At 60.0% G+C, this 24,478-nt stretch carries 25 protein-coding genes; 12 read left to right on the forward strand and 13 right to left on the reverse strand.

The annotated features are described in order from the left end of the window. Window positions 1–55 precede the first annotated feature (55 nt). On the reverse strand, window positions 56–313 hold the full coding sequence (locus C4S63_RS04265) for a hypothetical protein (RefSeq protein ID WP_063527005.1): 258 nt from the start codon (window positions 311–313) through the stop codon (window positions 56–58). A 151-nt stretch (window positions 314–464) separates the two neighbouring features. Between C4S63_RS04265 and C4S63_RS04270 the strand changes: the two genes are divergently transcribed. Together C4S63_RS04270 and C4S63_RS04275 are read left to right on the forward strand one after the other, a co-directional pair. Next, window positions 465–2,033, forward strand: a complete 1,569-nt coding sequence (locus C4S63_RS04270; protein ID WP_103916808.1) for a GMC family oxidoreductase — start codon at window positions 465–467, stop codon at window positions 2,031–2,033. A gap of 103 nt (window positions 2,034–2,136) precedes the next feature. After that, on the forward strand, window positions 2,137–2,706 hold the full coding sequence (locus C4S63_RS04275) for a hypothetical protein (protein WP_103916809.1): 570 nt from the start codon (window positions 2,137–2,139) through the stop codon (window positions 2,704–2,706). A 19-nt stretch (window positions 2,707–2,725) separates the two neighbouring features. On the opposite strand, the gene C4S63_RS04280 is transcribed toward C4S63_RS04275, so the two are convergent. From C4S63_RS04280 to C4S63_RS04290, 3 genes are all read right to left on the reverse strand, one after another. Beyond that, window positions 2,726–3,559, reverse strand: a complete 834-nt coding sequence (locus tag C4S63_RS04280; RefSeq protein WP_160052714.1) for a DUF2914 domain-containing protein — start codon at window positions 3,557–3,559, stop codon at window positions 2,726–2,728. 137 nt (window positions 3,560–3,696) lie between these two features. Further along, window positions 3,697–4,242, reverse strand: coding sequence for a YecA family protein (locus tag C4S63_RS04285; protein WP_103916811.1), 546 nt, complete (start codon window positions 4,240–4,242; stop codon window positions 3,697–3,699). A 68-nt stretch (window positions 4,243–4,310) separates the two neighbouring features. After that, on the reverse strand, window positions 4,311–5,399 hold the full coding sequence (locus tag C4S63_RS04290; protein ID WP_234999931.1) for a diguanylate cyclase: 1,089 nt from the start codon (window positions 5,397–5,399) through the stop codon (window positions 4,311–4,313). Window positions 5,400–5,570: 171 nt separating this feature from the next. Here C4S63_RS04290 and C4S63_RS04295 point away from each other — a divergent pair, with 171 nt between their 5' ends. From C4S63_RS04295 to C4S63_RS04315, 5 genes are all read left to right on the forward strand, one after another. Then, window positions 5,571–6,665, forward strand: a complete 1,095-nt coding sequence (locus tag C4S63_RS04295; protein WP_103916812.1) for an acyl-CoA dehydrogenase family protein — start codon at window positions 5,571–5,573, stop codon at window positions 6,663–6,665. Window positions 6,666–6,674: 9 nt separating this feature from the next. Continuing rightward, window positions 6,675–7,868 (forward strand): acyl-CoA dehydrogenase family protein, encoded by a 1,194-nt coding sequence (locus tag C4S63_RS04300; RefSeq protein ID WP_103916813.1) that lies wholly within the window; start codon window positions 6,675–6,677, stop codon window positions 7,866–7,868. 263 nt (window positions 7,869–8,131) lie between these two features. Further along, on the forward strand, window positions 8,132–8,929 hold the full coding sequence (locus C4S63_RS04305; protein WP_103916814.1) for an SDR family oxidoreductase: 798 nt from the start codon (window positions 8,132–8,134) through the stop codon (window positions 8,927–8,929). After that, window positions 8,929–9,786: a tRNA 2-thiocytidine(32) synthetase TtcA gene (gene ttcA, locus C4S63_RS04310; protein WP_062817255.1), complete on the forward strand. Its 858-nt coding sequence runs from the start codon at window positions 8,929–8,931 to the stop codon at window positions 9,784–9,786. Before C4S63_RS04305 ends, ttcA begins: the two co-directional genes overlap by 1 nt. Window positions 9,787–10,013: 227 nt before the next feature. Beyond that, entirely contained in the window at window positions 10,014–12,176 is a 2,163-nt protein-coding gene (locus C4S63_RS04315; protein WP_103916815.1) for a malate synthase G, read from the forward strand. A 140-nt stretch (window positions 12,177–12,316) separates the two neighbouring features. Here C4S63_RS04315 and C4S63_RS04320 read toward each other — a convergent pair whose 3' ends face one another. After that, complete coding sequence (locus C4S63_RS04320; protein ID WP_234999932.1) at window positions 12,317–13,087, reverse strand: hypothetical protein; 771 nt, start codon at window positions 13,085–13,087, stop codon at window positions 12,317–12,319. A 108-nt stretch (window positions 13,088–13,195) separates the two neighbouring features. Between C4S63_RS04320 and C4S63_RS04325 the strand changes: the two genes are divergently transcribed. After that, window positions 13,196–13,864 (forward strand): tRNA (guanosine(46)-N(7))-methyltransferase TrmB, encoded by a 669-nt coding sequence (locus C4S63_RS04325; RefSeq protein ID WP_062817257.1) that lies wholly within the window; start codon window positions 13,196–13,198, stop codon window positions 13,862–13,864. Between the two features lie 57 nt (window positions 13,865–13,921). On the opposite strand, the gene C4S63_RS04330 is transcribed toward C4S63_RS04325, so the two are convergent. The 7 genes from C4S63_RS04330 to C4S63_RS04360 all read right to left on the reverse strand — a co-directional run bounded on the left by C4S63_RS04330 (window position 13,922) and on the right by C4S63_RS04360 (window position 19,899). Next, complete coding sequence (locus C4S63_RS04330) at window positions 13,922–14,419, reverse strand: hypothetical protein (RefSeq protein ID WP_103916816.1); 498 nt, start codon at window positions 14,417–14,419, stop codon at window positions 13,922–13,924. After that, the gene (locus tag C4S63_RS04335; RefSeq protein ID WP_062817259.1) at window positions 14,419–14,844 is read right to left on the reverse strand and encodes a GNAT family N-acetyltransferase; all 426 of its coding nucleotides are present in this window, start codon (window positions 14,842–14,844) and stop codon (window positions 14,419–14,421) included. Before C4S63_RS04335 ends, C4S63_RS04330 begins: the two co-directional genes overlap by 1 nt. Before the next feature lie 10 nt (window positions 14,845–14,854). Then, window positions 14,855–16,003, reverse strand: a complete 1,149-nt coding sequence (locus C4S63_RS04340) for a JmjC domain-containing protein (RefSeq protein WP_103916817.1) — start codon at window positions 16,001–16,003, stop codon at window positions 14,855–14,857. Beyond that, entirely contained in the window at window positions 16,003–17,373 is a 1,371-nt protein-coding gene (purB, locus tag C4S63_RS04345; protein ID WP_063508049.1) for an adenylosuccinate lyase, read from the reverse strand. Before purB ends, C4S63_RS04340 begins: the two co-directional genes overlap by 1 nt. A gap of 301 nt (window positions 17,374–17,674) precedes the next feature. After that, a complete protein-coding gene (hflD, locus tag C4S63_RS04350) occupies window positions 17,675–18,313 on the reverse strand; it encodes a high frequency lysogenization protein HflD (protein WP_062817262.1) in 639 nt (212 codons plus the stop codon). After that, on the reverse strand, window positions 18,310–19,416 hold the full coding sequence (gene mnmA / locus C4S63_RS04355; RefSeq protein ID WP_062817263.1) for a tRNA 2-thiouridine(34) synthase MnmA: 1,107 nt from the start codon (window positions 19,414–19,416) through the stop codon (window positions 18,310–18,312). The genes hflD and mnmA overlap by 4 nt, the downstream gene beginning before the upstream one ends. 15 nt (window positions 19,417–19,431) lie before the next feature. Further along, entirely contained in the window at window positions 19,432–19,899 is a 468-nt protein-coding gene (locus C4S63_RS04360; RefSeq protein WP_103917052.1) for an NUDIX hydrolase, read from the reverse strand. Between the two features lie 141 nt (window positions 19,900–20,040). Here C4S63_RS04360 and moaC point away from each other — a divergent pair, with 141 nt between their 5' ends. The 3 genes from moaC to C4S63_RS04375 all read left to right on the forward strand — a co-directional run bounded on the left by moaC (window position 20,041) and on the right by C4S63_RS04375 (window position 21,328). Then, complete coding sequence (gene moaC / locus C4S63_RS04365; RefSeq protein WP_103916818.1) at window positions 20,041–20,520, forward strand: cyclic pyranopterin monophosphate synthase MoaC; 480 nt, start codon at window positions 20,041–20,043, stop codon at window positions 20,518–20,520. A gap of 86 nt (window positions 20,521–20,606) precedes the next feature. Continuing rightward, window positions 20,607–20,858 (forward strand): molybdopterin converting factor subunit 1, encoded by a 252-nt coding sequence (gene moaD / locus C4S63_RS04370; RefSeq protein WP_063508053.1) that lies wholly within the window; start codon window positions 20,607–20,609, stop codon window positions 20,856–20,858. Beyond that, window positions 20,855–21,328, forward strand: a complete 474-nt coding sequence (locus C4S63_RS04375; protein ID WP_103916819.1) for a molybdenum cofactor biosynthesis protein MoaE — start codon at window positions 20,855–20,857, stop codon at window positions 21,326–21,328. The genes moaD and C4S63_RS04375 overlap by 4 nt, the downstream gene beginning before the upstream one ends. Here C4S63_RS04375 and C4S63_RS04380 read toward each other — a convergent pair. Further along, on the reverse strand, window positions 21,231–21,854 hold the full coding sequence (locus C4S63_RS04380) for a pseudouridine synthase (protein WP_103916820.1): 624 nt from the start codon (window positions 21,852–21,854) through the stop codon (window positions 21,231–21,233). The genes C4S63_RS04375 and C4S63_RS04380 overlap by 98 nt on opposite strands. Window positions 21,855–22,057: 203 nt before the next feature. Between C4S63_RS04380 and C4S63_RS04385 the strand changes: the two genes are divergently transcribed. Next, entirely contained in the window at window positions 22,058–24,277 is a 2,220-nt protein-coding gene (locus C4S63_RS04385; protein ID WP_103916821.1) for an NADP-dependent isocitrate dehydrogenase, read from the forward strand. Window positions 24,278–24,478: the final 201 nt, after the last annotated feature.

Here is a 24,478-nt window from a genome sequence, read left to right on the forward strand (position 1 = left end):
AGGAATGACAGGCGCGTTACGATTGTGTGAAGGATGGGGGCGACACGTGGACGGGCTAGTCCCGATTACGGAGAAAACACTCGGCGGCCTGAACAATCAATTCCGTAACAGAACGGTCTTCCATCAGGGCCTGCATTTTCAGGCGTTTATGCAGATCGGCGGGGATGTCAGCGGTGAGGCGGCGATAGCCATCGCGAACGGCACCCGGACGCTGCGACTTCGCGGCTTTCTTCGCAGCCGGTTTGCGAGCGACGCCGTTACGCTTGCGGGGGCGTTGCTGCTCTTCAATAGTGACGAAATCGATCTGTTCCATGGGTGCTGCAATGAGGCCGGCGAAGACAGTGGCCAGATTACTGGAAAGTGCCGCAAATAGACAGGATTGAGCGTTAATTTTATAGTGCAAAACCTTGATTAAAATAGCGTTGTCGCAAAGGCAACGACAAGAAAAGGGGATGGGGGAGACGATGGAAAATGTGGATGTCCTGATCATCGGCAGCGGCTTCGGTGGCTCGGTGATGGCCTGCCGTATGGCGGAGAAGGGAAGTCAGGTGGTCGTGCTGGAGCGGGGCCGGCGCTGGTTGCCTGAGGCCTATCCCTCGGTTTCCCAGCGAGACTGGTTCTGGGATGAGGACGAGCCTGAGAAACAGAACGGTTGGCTTGATTTTCGCTATTTCGGCGACATGAGTATCGCCACCGGTGCCGGCGTTGGCGGTGGTTCCCTGATTTACGCCAATGTCAGCATTGAGGCCAGACCCGAGGCCTTTGCGCAGGGCTGGCCCGAGGCCATCGACTACACCACCCTCAAGCCTCATTACGACACCACCGGTGTCATGCTCAACGTCCAGGAGCTGCCGGCCAATCAGTGGACAGCACGAACCCACCTGATGAAAGAGGGGGCCGAGGCGGTGGGTGCCGGAGAGCGGTTTCGTATCGTTCCCCAGGCGATCACCTTCGATCCGGACTGGAGTCCGGAGCGTGATGATCCCTATGACTATGGCCACAGCCAATCCTGGGTGAACCCACAGGGCAAGACCCAGGGCACCTGTGTGCATTGCGGGAATTGCGATCTGGGTTGCCCGGTGCAAGCCAAGAACACCCTGGACATGAATTACCTGGCGGCGGCGGAGAATGCCGGTGCCGATGTTCGTCCTCTGCATCATGTGCGCACCATTCGGGCTATGCAGGGCGGCGGCTATGAAGTGCTGGCCCGTGACCTGGAGGGTCATTGCTGGCGACGTTTCAAGGCGGAGAAAGTGATCGTGGCCGCCGGCTCCATGGGGTCCACGGAATTGCTGCTGCGCTGCCGGGATCAATACAAGACCTTGCCGAAACTCAGCCGCAAGCTGGGCCATAACTGGTCCTGCAATGGCGACTTTGCCACCATGGCTTTCTACGACGAGCGCCGGGTTTCGCCCACTCGCGGGCCCACCATCACCAGCGCCATCGACTATCTGGATGGCTCCGATGGCGGGGCGCGCTACTTTGTCGAAGATGGCGGCGTGCCGGATATCCTCGGCAGCTGGATGGAACGGCTGGGAAAAGATCCGCGATTCGCAGGTACCCGGCTGGGCGCTGCCATGGTCGAATACGGTGACAGCAGTGACCCCTTTGCGAAGATGATGCCCTGGTTCGGACAGGCCATGGATGATCCCGGCGGCCGTTTCTCTCTGGGGCGTCGTTGGTACTGGCCCTGGAAAAAAGACCGCCTGAAACTGGACTGGGATTACCGCCAGGCAGAAAAAGCGGTGCAGGCCCTTGCCGACAGGCATCTGGCCCTGACCGCCGCCACTGGCGGCAAGCCCATGACTCCAGCCACATGGAACTGGTTCAAGGATCTGGTGACCCCTCACCCTCTGGGGGGCTGCAATATGGCGGATTCTGTGGAACAGGGCGTGGTAGATCACCGGGGAGAGGTGTTCAACTACCCCAATCTGTTTGTGATTGATGGTGCCATGGTGCCCCGTGCATTGGGCTTGAATCCGTCGCGGACCATCGCTGCACTGGCGGAATATGCTGCCAGTCAGATGGGTTGAGGTTCGCCTGGGGCGCGCGCTCAAACCCCGCTGGACGATGACTGACCCTGCTGACCCAGATCGCCACATGGGGAAGGCAGCAACAACGAGAGAGGACGCCACAATGGCCGACGCCCGTTTTCATATTGTGTTTACCGGTCAACTGGTGAAAGGCTCGGACCTTGCCACCGTGAAGGCCAACCTGGGAAAAATTTTCAAGATGGAGGCCCCGCGGGTGGAGAAGCTGTTCTCCGGCCAGCCTGTGGTGCTGAAAAAGGATGCGGATCAGGCCACTGCCATGAAATTCCGGGCGGTACTGAAACAGGCCGGTGCCGAGTGCGAATTGCGCCCGGTGGCAGAAGCCGCGACGCCGCCGTCAGCCCCACAACCGTCGGCGCCTGTCCGTGACACGGCGGCCGCGGTCCGAACGGACAGCCAGGGGGATGCGCAGGCCTCAACGGGCGAGCTGGAAACGGTGGGCACGATCCGCACCGGTGGCACCGGATTTTCCGGCGCTTTTTCTGTGGCGGAGGTTGGCGCAAAAATGGATAACAGCGACAAGAAGGCACCCCCGCCAGCACCGGATGTCAGCCACTTGAGCATGGCACAGGCCGGCGAGGTACTGGGTCAGAAAAAAGAGGAAAAAGCGCCCGTGGTTCCGGATATCAGCCACCTTTCCCTCAAGGATGACTGAGGCCTCCGGCCCGTCATGATCAGGGGCTGGATGCGGACTGGAAGATCGGTTCGTTGCGATCGTCGCCCTCCAGCCGTTCCAGCAGTCTTTGCCGACTTTGCAGTGCCGGGTAAACTGGACTGTCGGGCGAGATCGAAATCTCCAGGGTCTGCATCAATTCCCGGGCACCATGGATATCCCGCTGGCGGATCATTCTCTCCAGTTGCGCAAAGGCTTCGTTATTCGTGGCCAGGGAATCAAGCGCGTTCTGTTGTTGCGGGTTGTCGGTGAGCTGGCGGGCACGGCGTATGGCCACCTTGGCTGCGCGGGTGTCACCAAGGTCAAGCAACTGTCGGATCACGTCGTAATGTTTACTGAGATCCACCGGTGAGGGATCCGCGCTTTCCGGCTCGGCGTGCCCCGAGGGGGCCGGTGGCGTGGCGTGTGCAGGCGCCATCTGGCTGGCAGCCCCATCCTCGCTCAGGGTCAGGGTCCAGGTTCCCAGCTGACAGCCACTTTGGGTAGAAACCTGGACCTGCCACTGACCGCCCACGGCCAGGTCAAGGCCGGCAAAGGTCTTCGATGACCAGGTGCGCCAGTAGTCCGAACCTACCGCCAGGGTGACATCGACGATAGCGTCACCGTTGTAGGACCAGGTGTGATGCAGCTGCTGGCCATTGCCACCCTGGATGGCAGTGAAAAACAGCAGTTCATTGGCTGAAAGTGGGGCGGTTGCCAATGAGGAAACGGGTTCGCGATTTTCCACGTCGGTTGTGAAAGCCGCACTGACCAAGGTGGGGCAAGGGTTGTTGGTGGCTGTTTCAGCGAAGGCCAGTGCCGGAATCAGCAGGCCGGTGACAATGCAGATGCGCACCTTGATTTCCCCCCAGAGTGTTATCGGGCTGCCGCTTTGTAAGAAGCGTTTTTGGGATCGCGGCAGCGCTTACCTCAAGACTAGTCGGAGAGAAGCAACAAGGCGCAGAACTGTGTCACGTTAGCGGGGAAGGTTCCCTAAGCGGGGTCCTCTCCCTGATCAGGGCCATGGAATACCAGGTAGAGCTCTTCCAGAATCTCCGGAACACTCAGGGCCATTTGCCGGACAACCTGGGTGTTGTCCCAGAGCGTGTCCAGGGCTTCGTCATCATCCACGCCGGAGATCAGGATAAAGGGCAGCAGCAATTGCGCCATCTGTTCTTCATCGTCCTGGTACCAGGCTTGCTCATCCACGAACACCCCGGTCATGAAGCCGGCACACCAGCTTGCCAGGTCCTGGCCGTCATCGTCCTGGTACGGGTCCAGCAGGCAGGGCAGGTTGATGGCATCGCCGCCCAGCAACTGGGTGACCAGCCGCTCTTTGAGACGGTTGAGGGCATCACAGACTTCCTCGGGAACCGGCATCTCCAGCTCCGCCGCATAGTCTACGGTCTCCGCCTCTGGTCCTACGGCCAGCGCGCATAACATGCCGTGGATTTCCGTCCAGGTGGGTGCGTCATCACCCTGGTCCTGGAAATATTGGCGAACGGTATTTTTAAGGCTGGGATTGGTGATATCTGACATGGAGTCCTCCGCTGGCCGCAAGCATACCGGGAGTTGTTCAGGGGCTCCAGGCATTCCCGGTGTTTGGCTCAGGGCAGGCTGATGATCCGGTCTCGGCCGTGGGATTTTGCCTCATACAAGGCGGTATCGGCCCGCTTGGTTAACTGATCCGCCGTTTCCCCTTCCTGAAAGGCGGTGAGACCGGCAGAAAAGGTCGTCTGTAGCGATGGAGCAAAATCGTAATGCTGTTCTGAAAACTGCTGGCGCAGGCGCTCAAGGGCCGCTTCGCAGGCGCTCTGCGAGGCATGGGGGAACAGCACCACAAATTCCTCTCCCCCGTAGCGGGCCAGCAGGTCCGACTTGCGCAGACTCTGGCTGGCGATCCGGCCAAAGCGGCTAAGGACTTCGTCGCCACTGTGATGGCCGTGGTTGTCGTTGACCTGCTTGAAATGGTCCAGGTCGATAATCGCCAGGTGGAGGCTGGTGTGGTTACGGTTGGCCAGGGAGATTTCCTCTTCCAGCCGTTCCAGGAAATGGCGGCGGTTGTACAGGCCGGTGAGATCATCGCGGACGGCAATGGCTTCCAGGCGTCGATGGGCGTCGCGCAGATTTTCCCGCTGGTCCCTGACCCGGGTCTGCAAATTGTGGATATAGCCCCCCATGTAAATGAACCAGCAGAGAATCAGGGCAAGAATGATCCAGTGTCCGATCAGAAACGAAAAAATGGCCTGCTGGGGGGTTTCCCGCCATTCGTAGATCTGTAGCAGGGTGAAACAGAGCAGGGTAAAACCTGCCATGGCCATCTGGCGGCGCCGATCCAGGGCGAAGATGCCGAACGTCATGACCATGAAGTAGATGCTCAGCATGGCGCCGCGCAACTCCCGGGTGTAGTGAAGGATCACTGTGGTCAGTACGATCCCCGTGGCCATCTGCACAATGGTCAGGCTGGGGTCGGCGAAGCGCTCACTGAGCCCGCTGCGAATGATCAGGAAAAACACCAGATTGATGGCAAAAAGGACCGAAAAGAGGGTCAGGTGGGGGGTATCGGGAGCAAAGGCGCTGAGCTCGACACCGATGATGGTTCCCGCCCACAACAGGCAATAGGAATAAAGAGCCATGATCTGGCGGCGCAGGCGGATGGCCCGTTCCGGTGGGTCGGCGGGGATCAGGGTAAACACGTAAGAAACACAATCCTGTAGCTGGCCTGATGGCTTTTTTTCGACTTTACCGTTTTTCTCATCCCGGGTCACAGTGATGTCATTGTGAGAGGTAGACATAAGCTGACAGACTGTGTTGCGTAAAACAATCGTTTGATTGGTTGTGTTAACCCGACACTCTGAGGCCAGACCATGTCGACCCCACTGTTCGATCTCACGCTGACAGAAGAGCAGCGTATTACCCGCGAGAGCATGCGGCGTCTCGCCCGCGATACCTTGTCAAACCAGGCCAGAGCTGCCGACGACGCTGCGGCGGCGGATGCGGGCCTGCTCGATGCCATTAGCGGTTTTGGTCTGGCATTGATGCCAATGCCGGAAGCCCTGGGGGGAGTGGGAATGCCCCGTTCGCCGCTCTCCAATGCCCTGGCCGTGGAAGACCTGGCTCAGGGTGACATGTCCCATACCTTGGCGGCGCTCCAGCCCCTGTCTGCGGTGAATGCGCTGATGGATTTTGCTGACGAGCAGCAGCAGGAGCGCTGGTTGACGGCGTTGGCATCCGAAACCTTCGTTGGCGCCGCCGTGGCCCTCAATGAACCCCGTGCCACCTTCGAACCGACGATGCCGGCCACAACAGCCCGTAAAGAAAGCGATGGTTATACGCTGAACGGTGTGAAAAGCCTGGTGCCCATGGCGGGCCAATGTCAGTGGTTCGTGGTGATCGCTGCCACGGAGAGTGAGGTGGCGGCGTTTGTGGTGCCGGCGGATGCCCCGGGCCTGACCATTGCTGCCGAGGCTTGCATGGGGTTGCGCAGCGCCAATACGGCCACGCTGACCCTGGAAAACGTCAGGGTTCCGGCCCATGACCGGTTGCCGCACTTTGATCTGGATCGTCTGCTGGGCTTGAGCCGTATTGGGCAATGTGCCATGGCCGTGGGTTGCTGTCAGGCGGTCATGGAATACGCCATTCCCTACGTGAAAGAGCGCAAGGCCTTCGGTGAACCCATTGCCTGGCGTCAGTCTGTGGCCTTTATGGTGGCGAATATGGGCATCGAGATCGAAGGCATGCGTCTGATGATGTTGCGTGCCGCCAGCCGCGCGGAGCAGGGACTGGATTTCCACAGGGAGGCCTATCTGGCCCAGCTGCAGTGCATGGAAAAAGCCATGGAGATTGGTACCAACGGCATCCAGCTGTTCGGTGGTGCCGGCTTTGTGCGCGATTACCCGCTGGAAATGTGGTACCGCAACCTGCGCAGCATCGCCGTGTTGCACGGCAGCCTGATGGTATAGGAGAGAGACATGATCAACCTGGAAATCCCGGCCAAGCTCCAACAGGTCCAGCAGATGGCCCAGCAACTGGCGGCGGGTGTCTTTCGTCCCATTGCCCGTAAATACGACGCCATCGAGCACTGCGACACCCCGGAAGAACTGAAACCCGTGGCACAGATGATGGCGGCCATGCCCCGCGGCAGCGGCGGCAAGGGCGGTGGCGACGAGATCAAAAATGGCAGCAACATGACCGGCATCCTGGCGGTGGAAGCCATGTGCTGGGGGGATGTGGGCCTCATGCTCTCGATCCCGGGCTCAGGGCTTGGCAATGCGGCCGTCATGGCGGTGGGCACCCCGGAGCAGAAAGAAAAATACGGCAAGCTCTACTGTGCCATGGCCATCACTGAGCCGGGTGCCGGCTCGGATTCCGCCGCCGTCAGCACCACTGCCGAACTGGACGGTGACGAGTGGGTCCTCAACGGCGAGAAAATCTACTGCACCGCCGGCCAGCGCTGCGACGCGGTGGTGGTCTGGGCGACACTGGATAAATCCCTGGGCAAGGCGGCGATCAAATCCTTTATTGTCCCCCGCGATAACCCGGGCCTCCAGCTGGTGCGGGTGGAAGACAAGATGGGCCTGCGGGTGTCCGATACCGCGGCGCTGTCTTTCAATAACTGCCGCATTCCCAAGGACCATATTCTCGGTTCTGCGGAGATCGGTGACACCGAGGAAGCCCGCAAGAAGGCATTCGGTGGGGTTATGCAGACCTTTGATAACACCCGGCCGCAAGTGGCTGCCATGGCCCTGGGTGTGGCCCGTGCTGCGTTGGAAATTACCCGGGAAATATTTGAAAAAGAAGGGGTTGGCGCTGATTTCTCGAAACAACCTTATAACTCTACGGCCCGGGAGCTGGAACTTTACCGCCTGGAAGCCGACCTGGAAGCGGCCCGGCTGATGACCCTCAAGGCAGCCTGGATGGCCGACAATGACCAGCCCAATTCCAAGGAGGCTTCCATGTGCAAGGCCAAGGCCGGGCGCATGGGCAACGACGTCACCCTCAAGTGTGTGGCCCTGTGCGGCGAGCTGGGTTATTCCGAGCGGACTCTGCTGGAAAAGCTGGCCCGGGATTCCAAGATTATCGACATCTTCGAAGGTACCCAGCAGATCCAGCAGTTGATCGTCGCGCGGCACCTGCTGGGGCTGTCCTCCAAAGAACTGAAATAAATAGCGACAAGGCTGCTGTAGGAGCACCACTTGAGGTGCGAACCGCACGCAGTGCGGGATTGACCAAAGGGCGATCAGGCGTTTCAGGGCTCGCCAGTTGTATGCAGGTTAGTCTGTAAGCTAAAGCATGCCACGGCCGGTTCGCGCCTCGAGAGGCGCTCCTACAGCGGCTGTGTAGTTGGCGTATTTGGCGTTTCAGTCTTTGGATTTCCTGTCCATAGCATTACCCTTGCGGTGTCTTTTCACTTCAAGGAGCGTGTTAGATGGCCGAAACGCTGGCTGGCAAGGTGGTATGGATTACCGGAGCATCCTCCGGCATTGGCGAGGCAGTGGCGAAGGAATATGCCCGACGCGGCGCAACGCTGGTGCTTTCTGCCCGCCGGGAAGCGGAGCTGCAACGGGTCCGCGAGGGGCTGGTCAACAGTGATGATCACCTGGTCCTGCCGCTGGATCTGGCGGATAGCGGCGCCATGCCTGCGGCGGTGGAGGCCGTGCGTAACCGCTTTGATCGCCTGGATCAGGTGATCCATAACGGCGGCATCTCCCAGCGTTCCCTGGTGGCGGATACTGATCTTGAGGTGGATCGGCGCATCATGGAGGTGAATTTCTTCGGGGCGGTGGCATTGACCAAGGCGGTGCTGCCCTGGCTGAAAGAGCAGGGCAGTGGCCGGTTTGTGGTGGTCACCTCGCTGGTGGGTGAGTTGCCCACGCCCCTGCGCAGCGCCTACAGCGCCAGCAAGCATGCCCTGCATGGGTTCTTCGAATCCCTGCGTGCGGAAGAGTACGATGCCGGAATCCGGGTGACCCTGGTGATGCCCGGCTTTATCCGTACCAATGTCTCGCTCAATGCGCTCACTGCGGATGGTTCCGCCCAGGGCAGTATGGACGAGGCCCAGGAAGCCGGTATTCCCCCTGAAGAATGCGCCGAACGGCTGGTGAAGGCCGTGCAGCGTGGCCGTGATCAGGTTATCATCGCCGGCCGCGAAGGGGCGGGCGTCTACCTGAAACGCTGGAGCCCCGCGCTGTACCGCCGATTGATCCGCAAAATGAAGGTGACGTAATGTCTGTGGACGCCCTGGACGCCAAACAACGGACCCGCCTCAACAAGTTGCAGAAGAAGCTGCGGCGTGAGGTCGGTCGTGCCATTGCCGATTTCAATATGATCGGTGAGGGCGACAAGGTGATGGTATGCCTGTCCGGCGGCAAGGATTCCTACACCATGCTGGAAATCCTGCGCAATCTGCAGCATTCGGCACCGGTGAATTTCGAGCTGGTGGCGGTGAACCTGGACCAGAAGCAGCCAGGCTTCCCGGAGCATGTACTGCCCGAATACCTGGAAAAGGAAGGGGTGGCCTACCACATCCTGGAAAAGGACACCTATTCCATCGTCAAGGAGAAGGTCCCCGAGGGCAAAACCACCTGTGGTCTGTGTTCCCGCCTGCGCCGGGGCAGCCTGTACGGGTTTGCCGAGGAAATCGGCGCCAACAAGATCGCCCTGGGCCATCACCGTGACGACATCATTGAAACCCTGTTCCTGAACATGTTCTACGGCGGCAAGATGAAAGCCATGCCGCCCAAGCTGCGCAGCGACGATAACCGCAATATCGTCATTCGCCCGCTGGCCTACTGTCGGGAAAAGGACATTATCGCGTTTTCCAACTTCAAGGATTTCCCGATCATTCCCTGCAATCTGTGCGGCTCCCAGGAAAACCTGCAACGGCAGGTGATCAAGGAGATGCTCAACAAGTGGGACCGGGACCAGCCCGGGCGCATCGAGAACATCTTTGCCGCGATCCAGAATATCGCCCCCTCCCAATTGGCCGATACCCGTCTGTTTGATTTCGAGAACCTGGAAGACGGCCAGCAGCAGGGCGGCGAACAGGCCCATCGGCTGGATGTGGTCAACCTGTTCGGTTGATCAAAAAAGCAACGATTTTCCCTGATTTGCCACTAAACATGATTCACGGCCACGTTTCCGGTAAAATGCCCGCGCCTTTTTGCGGGGCTGTCCATCGGATGGCCATGTAACCGTTTCCCCGGGCTTCTGTGATTTCCTCCGAGCTCACTGACGTGAGATCGACCCTTGGGTTTTCGCTGAATGTCCCGATTAACCAAGACTCTCTCGACCAGAAGGGTAGGAGCACCATGACCGATCGTATTCAGAAGGGTAGCCTCGAAATCGCTGCCGAACTCCATGATCTGGTAGTCAACGAGATTGCGCCGGGCACCGGCGTGGACCCGGAACACTTCTGGGCCGAGCTGGAAAGCATCCTCAAGGACCTGGCGCCCAAGAACAAGGCGCTGCTGGAAAAGCGTGAAACCATCCAGGCGCAACTGGATGAGTGGTACAAGGCCCGTAAAGGCCAGGCCATCGACATGGCCGAGTACAAGCAGTTCCTGACCGAGATCGGCTACCTGTTGCCGGAAGGCGACGACTTCAAGGTCACCACCGAAAATGTGGATGACGAGATCGGCACCATCGCCGGCCCGCAGCTGGTGGTACCGGTGAAGAATGCCCGCTTCGCCCTGAACGCGGCCAATGCCCGCTGGGGCAGCCTGTACGATGCCCTGTACGGCACCGACGTGATTTCCGATGAAGGCGGCGCCGAGAAAGGCGGTGCCTACAACCCCAAGCGTGGCGCCAAGGTGATCGCCTGGGCCCGCGACTTCCTGGATAACTATTTCCCCCTGGCCAGCGGCTCCCACAAGGACAGCACTGGCTACGCCATCGTCGATGGCAAGCTGGAAGTGTCTCTGGGCGGTGACAAGAGCGGCCTGAAAGACGAGTCCCAGCTGCAGGGCTACGTGGGCGATGCGGCGGCTCCGTCCGGCATCCTGCTCAAGCACAACAACCTGCATGCGGAAATCCAGATCGACGCCAGCCACCCGATTGGTGCTGAAGACGCGGCGAACATGAAGGATGTGCTGCTGGAATCCGCCATCACCACCATCCAGGACTGCGAAGACTCCGTGGCTGCCGTGGATGCGGAAGACAAGGTCGAGGTGTACCGCAACTGGGCCGGCCTGATGAAGGGCGACCTGCAGGAATCCTTCGAGAAGGGCGGCAAGACCATGACCCGTGCCATGAACCCGGATCGCGAGTACACCGCCCTGGACGGCTCCACGCTGACCCTGCACGGCCGCTCCCTGCTGCTGGTTCGTAACGTGGGCCACCTGATGACCAACCCGGCCATCCTGATGAACGGGGAAGAGACTCCGGAAGGCATCATGGACGGCATGGTGACCGTACTGGCGGGTCTGCATGACCTGAAGAAGCTCAATAAACTGAGCAACAGCCGCACCGGTTCCATGTACATCGTGAAGCCGAAGATGCACGGCCCGGAAGAAGTGGCCTTCGCCGTTGAGCTGTTCGAGCGTGTAGAAAAAGCCTTAGGTTTGGCTCCTAACACCTTGAAAATTGGCATTATGGACGAAGAACGCCGCACCACCGTCAACCTGAAGGAGTGTATCCGTCAGGCCAAGGAGCGTGTGATCTTCATCAACACCGGCTTCCTGGATCGTACCGGTGACGAAATGCACACTTCCATGGAAGCGGGCCCCATGGCGCGCAAGGGCGACATGAAAGCCCTGCCGTGGATCAACGCCTACGAAGACTGGAACGTGGATATCGGCCTGGAGTGCGGCCTGCCGGGCCACGCCCAGATCGGCAAGGGCATGTGGCCCAAGCCGGACGAGATGGCCGAGATGATGGCCACCAAGGCTGGTCACCCGAAAGCCGGTGCCAACTGCGCCTGGGTACCGTCCCCGACCGCCGCTACCCTGCACGTGACCCATTACCACGAAGTGAACGTGGCCCAGGTGCAGAAAGAGCTGGCCAACCGCAAGCGTGCCTCCCTGGACGACATCCTCACCGTGCCGCTGCTCACCCGTGAGCTGTCCGCCGAGGAGATCCAGCAGGAGCTGGATAACAACGCCCAGGGTATTCTGGGTTACATGGTGCGCTGGATCGACCAGGGCGTCGGCTGTTCCAAGGTGCCGGACATCAATGATGTGGGCCTGATGGAAGACCGCGCCACCCTGCGTATCTCCAGCCAGCACGTGACCAACTGGCTGCACCACGGCATCACCAACCAGGAACAGGTGATGGAAACCCTGAAGCGCATGGCCGAAGTGGTCGATCGTCAGAACGCCAACGATCCGCTGTACGTGCCCATGGCCAAGGACTTCGACAACTCCGTCGCATTCCAGGCAGCGGTAGAACTGGTGTTCGAGGGCTGCTCCCAGCCCAGCGGCTACACCGAGCCGGTTCTGCACCGTCGTCGCCGTGAGCTGAAGAACAACGGTTAACAGTGAATAATTAACAGTTAACAGCGACGCGTTCTCGTGTCGCGGTTCTTGAAAGCAAAGAGGCCGCGCCCAATCGTTGGGCGCGGCCTCTTGCGTTTTAATCCCTGCCTGTTGTTCGCCGCGTAACTGTTCACTGTTAACTATTCACTGATCTCCACCATCACTTCCAACGGCAGATTGACTTGCTGGCTGCTGCTCTGCACCCCGCCGATACCACGCTGGTCCTGTTGGCGGTCTACGCGGATGCTGCCCATGGGTTGCCAGACACCCGGCTGTAGCCGCAGGGTGGTGCCGCTGGATTGGGTGTATGCCACGCCCTGGTCGCCCGGTTGGTCGTAGCGCTGGCGGATCTGCAGGACGACGCTGCCGTCCGGGGTCAGTTGTGGGACTACCTGAATTCCCTGTTGCAGCTCGGCAAACACGGTGCCGTAATAGCCGCCGCCGAGGGCGAGCAGGGTGCCCTGGCTGATATGGGCCGGGTAACCGCTGAGGGTGCGGATCCGGTAATGGTCCTGCTGGCTTGTCTGGCGCTGACTCTGTTGAATGCGAATGTCGCCGGAGACACCGCCGGGTATTTGCCCCTGGATGCGGGTATTCACACCGTGCCGTTGTTCACTGCTGCTGCCATGGCGGCGCAGATGGACAACCAGCGCAGAGGGCGTGGCTTCCAGGCTGCTCAACGCCTGCTCCAGCTCTGCCATATTGCTATCGGTGGTGCGAATGATCAGTTTGCCCTGGTAGGCCCGCACACTGCCTCCAGGCGGCAGCAGGGGTTCGATCACGGGAAGCAGGGCGGGGGCGTCCGGGCGTGGCAGGACATGGATTCGCAGGTTATCCGCTGCCGCGGGTACGACCAGCACCAGTAACAGCAAGAACACCAGGGTTCGGCAAACGTGAATGCTTCTTTCCATGACCGGCTCCCGCGGACTTTTTCTCACTGTACCATGGCGGTTCCACTGCGCATGGTGAGAGGATCACAGGCATAATGGCCGCCGCCTGTGAACAACCCCAGAGTTGCCATGTTTGCCAACAGCCGAAGCGTTACCACCAACCAGACCTCCATCCATGACGACCTGGATCGGGTGGTCCGCCGTCATCTGCAGCACCCCTGGCGCGCCCCCATTGCCGATCATGATGTCCAGGCATTTCGCCGATTGCAGCAATGGCGTGATGCGCAGGGCAGTGAGAGACCCCTGATGCTGGATTCCGGTTGTGGCACCGGCCGCTCGTCCCGTGCGCTGGCCAGCCAGAATCCGAATGCCCTGGTGGTCGGCGTGGACCAGTCCGCCGTGCGGCTGGACCGGGCGACAAGGCGGTTTGAGACCCTTCCTGACAACCTGTTGTTGCTGCGGGCCGATTGCGCTGGCCTGTGGCGGCTGATGGCCGGAGAGGGCTGGCAACTTCACCGCCACCAGATTCTCTATCCCAACCCCTGGCCCAAAAGCGCCCATCTCAAGCGGCGCTGGCACGGTCACCCGGTGTGGCCCACCTTGCTGTCTCTGGGTGGGGAGCTGGAAATGCGCAGTAACTGGCCCCTGTATCTGCAAGAAGTGCAGGCGGCGCTGCAGATCAGTGGTATCCAGGCGACATTGTCCGCGTTGCCAGAACAACACGAGCCGTTGACGGATTTCGAGGAAAAATATCAGGCCAGCGGGCAGCTGAACTGGCGGCTGACAGCGAGTCTGTAACCCGGCCTTCCGGCACGGCAGGCCCAGCTGGCCGGGCATCCTCCGCGAGCGAGGCGCCTACAGGCGTAGCTCCCTCAACTCGGTTGAATGGAAGGCGCGCTCCCATTGCTCCTGAAACTGCCGCGCCAGTCGAGGCGCCCTGGGCAGCCGGTGGGCACACAGGTCCAGCCGGGCGGGCCGGGGCCAGCCGCTGGCTTCAAACAGGCCGGTGTTGTCACCGATGGCAAAGCAAAGCTGGCCATCCCTGTCATCGTCCTGGCTCTGGCGAAGCTGGATACGGGAAGGCAGCCTGCGCGCCAGGTGGATCAGGCGGTGGCCGTTGCGGATTGCGTCGTCCTGGCTGTCGTACTGAATGCGAATATCCACTCTTTCACTGCTCAATCCCAGCTGCTTGAGAGCATCGCAGACGACCCGGTCGGCGGTCAGGTTATCCAGCGAGGGCACCCGCAGCCACAGGCTGCGGCGGCAGGCCAGGATCAAGCTGGCCAGCGCCGTGCCGGCCTCGTGGAATTCCGGGTGGTGCAGGGTGTCGTCGTCACCGATGACAAAAGGCATCAGACCAGGGGTTTGAACATCTGGCGGTGGGGGATATTGGCATCCATGAAGATGCCGCCGGACACTGCAAAACCGGCCGCTTCGTAGAAGCTGGTGGCGTGGGTCTGGGCGTGCAGAAAGATTTCTTCCATACCCTTGGCGCGGGCGGCTTCTTCCGCCGCGACCAGCAGGGAACTGCCAACCCCGTTGTTGCGTTGCTCGGAGAGCACACACAGACGGCTGATCTGCCCGGTCGGCAGCAGACGGATACAACCCACCGGGTTTTGTTCCCGGTCCAGGGCCAGAAAATGGACGGCGTTATCGTCTTCGCCATCCCACTCCAGCTCTTCGGGAACATGTTGCTCGTTGATAAAGACCTTCTGGCGAAGGGCTCGCAGGGCGCTTTCGTGTTCGTCCCAGCGGGTCTCGATAATGCTGATAGCCATAGGGGTCTCGTTATAGTGGGGCGAAGAAGCCCTGTTCAATCCAGTCATGTAGCAATTCACTCCCGGCTGGCTGCATTACCGCATCCAGCGCGTCACGGGTATAGCAGCGCTGGCGGGCCAGCAGCTGTACCAGTGGTCGTTGTTGTTCTGTCAGTGAGTAGGGCTCACCGTTTAACCAGGCAATGTTGCCCTGCAAAATCAGGCGCACACTACCATGGCGCACCAGGGCGATCGATGGATCGCGGTGGCGAATATGGGCATCATCGACGGCAAATTCAAGTCCATCCAGCCGGGGCGTGGACAGCCAGCGATAAACTGCACGCTCAATGGCCGCCGGGTTGAGCAGGTCCAGGGCGCCGCGAATCAGTTGCTGCCGGTCTGCATCGGCCAGTACTGACGGGTCTCCCGTCACTGGCCGGTCCGGGTCGGTGAACAGTTCGCTGTCCGCATCGGCCAGACATTCACCGGCAATTTCCGCCATTAGCATCTGGTAATCCGGGGCCCGGAAGCCCACCGACCAGGTGATGCAGTCACTGTCTTCGGCGACCCCATGGTGAGCTACGCCGGGTGGCAGGTAGAGCACATCACCGGGATTGGCCACGAACGCTTCCCGCACCGGCATATCGGCCAGTAACTTCAGATCAGGGTGCGGCAGTTTCGGCGTTTTGTCGTCGCAGATATCACCGATCTGCCAGCGGCGGCTGCCGGCGGCCTGGATCAGGAATACGTCATAGCGGTCGTAGTGGGGCCCCACGCTGCCACCCTTGGCGGCATAGCTCATCATGATGTCTTCCAGACGCCAGTTGGGCAGGAAGGCAAAACTGTCCAGCAGCAGGGACACATCGGTGAGATAGTGATCCACGGACTGTACCAGCAGGGTCCAGTCCCGCTCACCCAGCTCGGCAAACACGGTTTCCTCGAACGGGCCCTGTTTCAGTTCCCAGCTGCCACCGGCAGAGCCGCGAATGATGCGCGCTTCCACGTTGTCTTCCAGCGCCAGCCCGGCCAGGGTGTCCGCGTCTGGCTCATCCAGGCCGCTGGCGGCGCCGGGCATGAACAGGGGCTTTTTCTGCCAGTAGTCCCGCAAAAACGCTGCCGGCTTCATGGGCAGAGTGAAGCGCGGCAGAGTCAGGGCTGACTGGCCCGGAGCGTCGGTCATCAGATATTGCGCGCTTGCTGGGGCGCATTGCCGATGTAGCTGCCCGGGGTCATGGCCAGCAGGATTTCCTTGGCTTCGTCAGGAATCGCCAGATCATTGATAAAGGCGGTCAGGGTGTCCTGGTTGATACCGTCCTTGCCACGGGTCAGGGCCTTGAGTTTTTCGTAGGGCTTCTCGATACCGTAGCGGCGCATGACCGTCTGGATTGGCTCGGCCAGCACTTCCCAGGCCGCATCCAGATCCGCATTCAGGCGGGCCGGGTTCACTTCCAGTTTGCCAATACCTTTCAGGCTGGCTTCGAAGGCGATCAGGCTGTGTGCCAGGCCCACACCCACGTTGCGCAGCACGGTGGAGTCGGTCAGGTCACGCTGCCAGCGGGAAACCGGCAGCTTGGCCGCCAGATGATCCATGATGGCGTTGGCCAGGCCCAGGTTGCCTTCGGAGTTTTCGAAGTCGATGGGGTTGACCTTGTGCGGCATGGTGGAGGAGCCCACTTCGCCTTCCACGGTCTTCTGCTTGAAGTAGCCCAGGGAAATATAGCCCCACACGTCACGGTCAAAATCGAGCAGGATAGTGTTGAAGCGCATCAGGGCGTGGAAGTACTCGGCCACGCAGTCGTGTGGCTCGATCTGGGTGGTGTAGGGATTGAAAGTGAGGCCCAGGCCTTCCACAAAACGGCGGGCAAAGGCTTCCCAGTCCACATCCGGGTAAGCGGACAGGTGGGCGTTGTAGTTGCCCACGGCACCGTTGATCTTGCCCAGCAGCGCCACAGCGGCAAACTGGTCCCGCTGGCGTTGCAGGCGGGCCACCACATTGGCCATTTCCTTGCCCACGGTGGTGGGGGAGGCGGACTGGCCATGGGTCCGTGACAGCATGGGCTGATCCGCCTGGGCATGGGCCTGACGACGGATGGCGCTGATTACCTGGTCCATCTTCGGCAGCAGGATTTCCCGGGCTTCCTTGAGCATCAGGGAGTAGGACAGGTTGTTGATGTCCTCACTGGTGCAGGCGAAGTGAACGAATTCGCTCATGCCGGCAAGCTCTTCGTGTTCGGCCATCTGTTCCTTGATGAAGTATTCCACCGCCTTCACGTCATGGTTGGTGGTGGCTTCGATGGCCTTGATGCGTTCGGCATGCTCCACATCGAAGTCGCGGGTTATACCGCGCAGATGCCAGGCAGCCTGGCCGCTCATCAATGGCACTTCGGGGATGTTCTTGTCGTGGGCGAGCTGTTCCAGCCAGCTCACTTCCACGTGCACGCGGAAGCGGATAAGGCCGTATTCACTGGTGGTTTGGCGCAGGGCATCCACCTTGCCGGCATAGCGGCCATCGACCGGTGAAATGGCATTCAAAGAGGTAAGGCTGGACATGGAAATAGCTCCCGAATCGTTTCCGTGAGGGTAAAAGCGGCGCAATGATACCGTAAAACCGCAAAGGCTGCGTTGTTGTTTGCCGGGTTAGCGGATGCTCCCTGTAGGCGCCCCGCTTGAGGGGCGAACCGAGCGAAGCGAGGCAACAGAGCGTGATGGCTGCGGCAAGCGTTCCTGGAGATATGCAGGCTTCTGATTCGCCTGATCGCCCTTCGGACGATTTCCGCGCTACCGCGCGGTTCGCGGCTCATACCCGCGGGGCACAGAGAGCGCCGATCCTGCAAGTAGCTTTAAGAGTGACCTATAGGTTATTGATATCTATGGACTCTATGGCACTTAAAAGCCGTTTCCTCTGGAACAGCAACTGCCAGCGGCGGCCGCCGAGCTGGTGCCAGAGGAAGGCGGCGCGCACCCCGGCCAGAAACAGGGCGCGAACCCGGGCGGCCTTGTTTTCGTCCTGCAGGTGGGCGGGTTCCCCCTTCACCTGGATGCGAAAGCGGAAGGTGCCCAGGGTATCCACATAGATGCCGGCCAGGCGGTGGCAGAAGGCATCATCCCGCACACTGCTGAAATGGGCCTGTTGTCCATCCAGCGCCTTGAGTCGATGGCGCAGGATATTCACGGTGTCATCGCTCTTGCGCAGCTTGGCGGCCAGGTGCAGCAAGGCGAGGCCATAATTGAGTGGCCGCAGGTTGCCACCGGCGGAGTCCCGGTTGAGGCTGCGGTTAAGGAGGCTGACGCCATCACGAAGCAGGGCAGGCTGCGGATAAATGGCGTCAAAGCTGTCCGCGTCCAGGGCCATGACGCCCTGCATCAGGGCCTCAAAGGCGCGCGGTTCGCAGTCACCGCGAAGGGCGATGTCGTCGGCCAGCTGGGCGGCCTGAAAGACCGCGGCCAGGGCCAGAAGCTGTTGCTGTTGCGGGTTGAAGCGTTCGCTCATGCCGTTTCCTCAATGACAGCGCCACCCAGGCACAGGGGGCCATCGTAGAACACCACGGACTGGCCCGGCGTGACGGCACGCTGGGGCTCATCAAAGACCACATGGACGCGGCCATCCCCGGCATCGCTGACGGTGCAGGCCTGATCCGGTTGCCGATAGCGGGTCTTGGCGGTGAGCCTGGCGGGCAAGGCCGGGGCTGCCAGGGCAACCCACTGCATGGGAGCGCTGGTCAGTTCGCGGCTGTAAAGCAATGGGTGATCGGTGCCTTGCACGGCGATCAGGACGTTGCGGTCAAGATCCTTGCCGGCCACATACCAGGGGGCATCGCCGGCGTTGGCGAGACCACCAATGCCCAGCCCCTGGCGCTGGCCCAGGGTGTAATACATGAGGCCATCGTGGTCACCGATCACATTGCCATGATCGTCCTCGATCTTGCCGGGCTGGGCGGGCAGGTACTGTTCAAGAAAATCCTTGAAGCGGCGCTCGCCGATAAAGCAGATCCCGGTGGAGTCCTTCTTCTTGTGATTGGCAAAGCCCTTTTCTTCGGCGATGCGCCGCACTTCCGGCTTTTCCAGATCCCCCAAGGGGAACAGGGTGCGCGCGAATTTGTGGTGATCCACGGCATGGAGGAAGTAGGTCTGGTCCTTGTTGGTATCCACCGCGCGTAGCAAGCGGCCCTTGCCGTCGTGGCTCACCCGGGAATAATGGCCGGTGGCGATGTAGTCAGCCCCCAGGGTGATGGCGTGATCCAGAAAGGCCTGGAATTTGATTTCCTTGTTGCAGAGGATGTCCGGGTTGGGGGTGCGCCCGGCCTTGTACTCGGCAAGAAAGTGCTCGAAGACACGGTCCCAGTATTCTGCCGCGAAGTTGGCGGTGTGCAGTTCGATACCCAGCACCCCGGCCACCTGCATGGCATCCATCAGGTCTTCCCGGGCGGTGCAGTAGTCGGTGCCGTCATCCTCATTCCAGTTCTTCATGAACAGGCCCTCGACGCGATAACCCGCGTCCAGCAACCGCGCAGCGGCCACCGAGGAATCCACACCGCCGGACATGCCGACGATCACATGGGTGTCTTGTGGGGCTTTTGCAGAAACGTGGCTCATGGTGCTGCCTTCATGTCAGCCGCGTTGTAGCGGCCAGGGGTGCTGATAGATGGTGTCCAGTGGCAAGCGGCGTCCTGACAGGTAGTCATCCAGGCATTTTTCCACCAGGGCGCTACGGTGTTGGGGGCGGCGGCTGCGCAGTTCGTCCGGGGTCAGCCATTCGGCGCCAAGAATACCGGTATCCAGCTTCTGGGCCGGGTCATGGCTGACCGGCCTGGCCACGAAACAGGTGCGGAAGTAGACCCCGGCGCCCCGGAAGGGCTGGAAGATATACCAGCCCAGCAGATCGGTGACTTCTACCTGCCAGGCGGTCTCTTCGAGGGTTTCCCGATAGGCGGCCTGCATCAGGTTTTCCCCGAACTCCACATGCCCGGCGGGCTGATTCAGCACTTCCTTGCCCTTGCTCATTTCCCGAACAAAGAGGAAGCGCCCGTCTTGTTCCACCACACAGGCCACAGTAATGTGCGGCTCAAAGCTGTTCATATCAACCCTACCGGTACCGACCCCGTCCAAATGGGGCACAATGATAACTGAATCCACGATACCCGCGCGTGGCTCTGGATTCAGACGCAAATCAGGGCGGGAATGGTAGCGCAGCAGCGCCACAGACAACAGGAGTGATCAATGCCCGGGGACCGGTTTACCCACCTGGATGACCAGGGACGCGCCCAGATGGTGGACGTGACGGACAAGGCGGAAACGCAGCGGCAGGCCACAGCCATGGCGCGTATTCGGATGGAACCGCAGACCCTGGCGATGATCCGCGATCAGCGTCACCCCAAAGGCGATGTGCTGGCCACCGCCCGTATCGCCGGCATTCAGGCTGCCAAGAAAACCTGGGACCTGATCCCCATGTGTCATCCGTTATTGCTGACCAAGGTAACGGTCGCCATCGACGAGGAGGGCGAGGATGCGCTGCTGATTCGGGCTTCCTGCAAACTGAAGGGCACCACAGGGGTGGAAATGGAAGCCCTGACGGCGGCCTCGGTGGCAGCGCTGACCCTCTACGATATGTGCAAGGCGGTAGATCGTGGCATGGTAATTGAAGCCATCTGCCTGCTGGAAAAGGAAGGTGGCCGCAGTGGTCACTACGTCAGGTCCTGAGGCGTTTGTTCCTTGATAGGGTGGGAGCCATGCAGGCATGGCCAATGGCCGTTTGCTCCCGGGATGGTTTTCGAAGGTACCCATGCATGATTGAAATCCGTTTTTTCGCTGCCCTTCGTGAGCGGGTTGGCAGTGACAGGCTGGCAGTGTCCCCCCCGGATTCAGTGGATACGGTGGCGAAGCTGGTTGCATGGCTGGAGACAGACCCGGCATTGGCCGAGGCCCTGGCGGCCACACCACGCCGTATGGTGGCGGTCAACGAGGTGCTGGGTTCGGAAGACTCCACGGTTTCTCCCGGCGATGTTGTGGCGCTATTCCCGCCGGTGACCGGGGGATGAAAACCCGTATCGAGATTCGTAATGGCCCGCTGGTGGCCGCGGAGCCATCTGATTGGCTTCGAGATGCGGGCCTCAGCGGCGCCCAGGTACAGTTTTCCGGCCAGGTCCGCGATGAACAGGGCAGGGTGGAGGCGCTCCATCTGGAGCATTACCCGGGGATGACAGAGTCTGTGCTTGGCACCATTGTCGAGCAGGCCCGGCAGAAGTGGCACCTGAATGGTGCCTGGGTGGTGCACCGGGTTGGCACCATGGAGCCGGGTGATGACATTGTTCAGGTAGCGGTGAGTGCCGCTCACAGACAGGTCGCCTTCGAGGCCTGCGCCTTTATCATGGACCTGCTGAAAACCCGAGCCCCCTTCTGGAAGAAAGAACTTATCGGCGGCCGCTGGTTCTGGGTCGAGGCCCGTGAGCGGGATGCCGAGGCCGCCGCTGCCTGGCTGCGGGCGCTTTCGGCGCATGAACCGCCATAGACCGCCATTCCCCGGGGGCCAGCCCGGTCAGGTCCCAGTCGCCGATTTGCCAGCGCACCAGGCGGAGTGTGGGGTGACCGATGGCGGCGGTCATTCGCCGCACTTGCCGATTTCGACCTTCGTCTATGGTGAGTTTCAGCCAGCTATCCGCTACTGTTTTTCGGGTCCTGACCGGGGGGTGACGCGGCCACAGGTCAGGGGCGTCGATGCGAGCCGCTTTGGCGGGTCGGCAGTCGCCATCCTTCAGGGTGATGCCCTGGCGCAGTTTTTGCAGTTCCTGCTCCCCGGGCGTGCCTTCCACCTGAACCAGGTAGGTCTTGGGCAGATGGAAACGCGGGTCACTGATACGCGCCTGCAGGGCACCGTCATCAGTGAGCAACAACAGTCCTTCAGAATCCCAGTCCAGCCGCCCGGCCGGGTAAACGCCGGCCACCGGGACGAACTCTCGCAGTGTGCGACGACCGCGGTCGTCACTGAACTGCGATAGCGTGTGAAAGGGCTTGTTGAGCAATATCAGTTGTGCCATGGGTATGGGTTTCGGTGGCTGTCGTTATGGCGTTGGTGCCGGTTGAACTAACAAGGCTAAACGGTCGGTGCTATACTCGCCAACTCATGCAGAATACGGTTTATCTGGAGGGAGCACTCCTTTTAGGCTCGCTGATCTGACGGCCAAAAGCCGGCTCATATCGGGCGAGAAGCACTGCCAATACAATTGGGACCTGTAATTTTATGACCCCTAAAATTATTTATACGATTACCGATGAAGCGCCAGCGCTGGCGACCTATTCCTTTCTACCTATCATTGAAAAATTCACTTCCATCGCTGGCATTCAAGTGGAAAGCAGCGATATATCACTGGCCACACGTATTCTTGCGAGTTTTCCTGAATATCTTTCAGACGAACAAAGAGTGGAAGACACGCTCTCCGCGCTGGGGGAATTGACCCAGGATCCCGACGCCAACATTATCAAACTCCCCAACATCAGTGCCTCCATTCCACAGCTCAGGGAAGCCATTGCGGAGCTGAACGAGCACGGTTTTGCCGTGCCGGAGTACCCGGATGATCCCCGCGACGCGGAACAGGAAGAGATCCAGGCCCGCTACACCAAAATTCTCGGGTCCGCGGTCAATCCGGTACTGCGAGAGGGCAACTCGGATCGTCGTGCTCCCATTGCGGTGAAGAATTATGCCCGCAAGAACCCTCACAGCATGGGGTACTGGAGCCCGGCATCGCGCACCCATGTCGCGCACATGCGTGGCGGCGATTTCTTTTCCCATGAAACCTCCCTGACGGTCGAGAAAGCCTGCAATGTTCGCATCGAGTTTGAGAATGCCGAGGGCAATGTCACGGTCATGAAGCCGGAATTGCCGTTGCTGGATGGCGAAGTGATTGATGCCATGTATATGAGCAAAAAGGCACTGTGCGACTTTTTTGACAAGCAGATCGATGATGCCAAGGAAACCGGCATTCTGTTCTCCCTGCACGTGAAAGCCACCATGATGAAGGTGTCTCACCCCATTGTGTTTGGCTATGCGGTTCGCCGTTTCTACAAGGAGCTGTTCGACAAGCATGGCGAGATTCTCGATGAGATCGGCGCCAACCCGAACAATGGCCTGAGCCACATCTACCAGAAGATCGAAGAGTTGCCGATTTCCCAGCGTCTGGAAATCGAATCCACCATTCGTGCCTGCTATTTGCACCGCCCTGAACTGGCCATGGTCGATTCAGACCGCGGCATTTCCAATCTGCACGTGCCTTCCGACGTGATTGTGGATGCCTCCATGCCGGCGATGATACGTCAGGGTGGCAAAATGTATGGCGCAGACGGCAAGCTCAAGGACACCAAGGCGGTTATCCCTGAAAGCACCTATGCCACGATTTACCAGGAAGTGATCAACTTCTGCAAAACCCATGGTGCTTTCGATCCGGTGACCTGTGGTTCGGTGCCTAACGTGGGCCTGATGGCCCAGAAAGCCGAAGAATACGGCTCTCATGACAAGACCTTTGAAGTCGAATCAGCCGGAACCATGCGCATCGTCCGTGAAGACGGTGAAATCTTGCTGACCCATGAAGTGGAGCAAGGGGATATCTGGCGCATGTGTCAGGCGAAAGATCTGCCCATTCGTGATTGGGTGAAGTTGGCCGTCAGCCGTGCCCGGCAAAGTGATACCCCGGCCATCTTCTGGCTGGACAAGGAGCGGGCCCATGACGCCCAGCTTATTGTCAAAGTCAAAAAATATCTGCAAGACCATGATACTGACGGGCTTGATATACGCATCATGTCTCCGGTTCAGGCGATCCGTTACACCATGGAACGGATGATTCGGGGCAAAGACACTATCTCGGTCACCGGGAATGTGTTGCGTGATTACCTGACGGACTTGTTCCCGATTCTGGAGCTCGGCACCAGCGCCAAGATGCTTTCCATTGTGCCTTTGATGGCCGGCGGTGGGCTCTATGAAACCGGTGCTGGCGGCTCGGCCCCGAAACACGTACAGCAGTTCACTGAAGAAAACCATTTGCGTTGGGATTCGCTGGGCGAATTTCTGGCGCTGTCGGTGTCCATCGAGGAACTGGGTGAAAAATACGGCAACGAAAGGGCCAAGGTGATTGCCGCGGCTCTGGATAAGGCGAATGAGCAGTACCTGGAGCAGAACAAGTCGCCGTCACGAAAAGTCGGCGAGCCCGATAATCGGGTCAGTCATTTCTATGTGGCCATGTACTGGGCGCAGGCGCTGGCCGAGCAGGATGAGGATGCTGAACTGAAAAGCAAATTCACCGCCATTGCCTCAGCTCTGACAGAAAATGAAGACGCTATCGTCAAGGAAATGATTGCGGTACAAGGGTCTCCCGTGGATATCGGCGGTTACTATAATCTCGATTTTGGCAAGGTCTCTGCTGCCATGCGGCCCAGTGCCACCTTCAACAATATCCTCGATAGACTCTAGTCTCTGCAGTGAATAAGAAGGCCGGCGCAAGCCGGCTTTTTTATGGACAATCCACCGGGCCCTGTTTCAGTCGCAATGTTCAATCCGGCTCTCTGACCGCTTGGGTGGCTGTCTGAAGATCGGGCGGAAAGCTTGCTTAATCGGCCTCCGGGCAGATGTCCGCCGCTTGCAGGTCGGTGCTATACTCGCCAGTAAATACCT

Origin of the sequence: Alcanivorax sp. DSM 26293 (genome assembly GCF_900107995.1) — a bacterium.
Lineage (GTDB): Bacteria > Pseudomonadota > Gammaproteobacteria > Pseudomonadales > Alcanivoracaceae > Alcanivorax.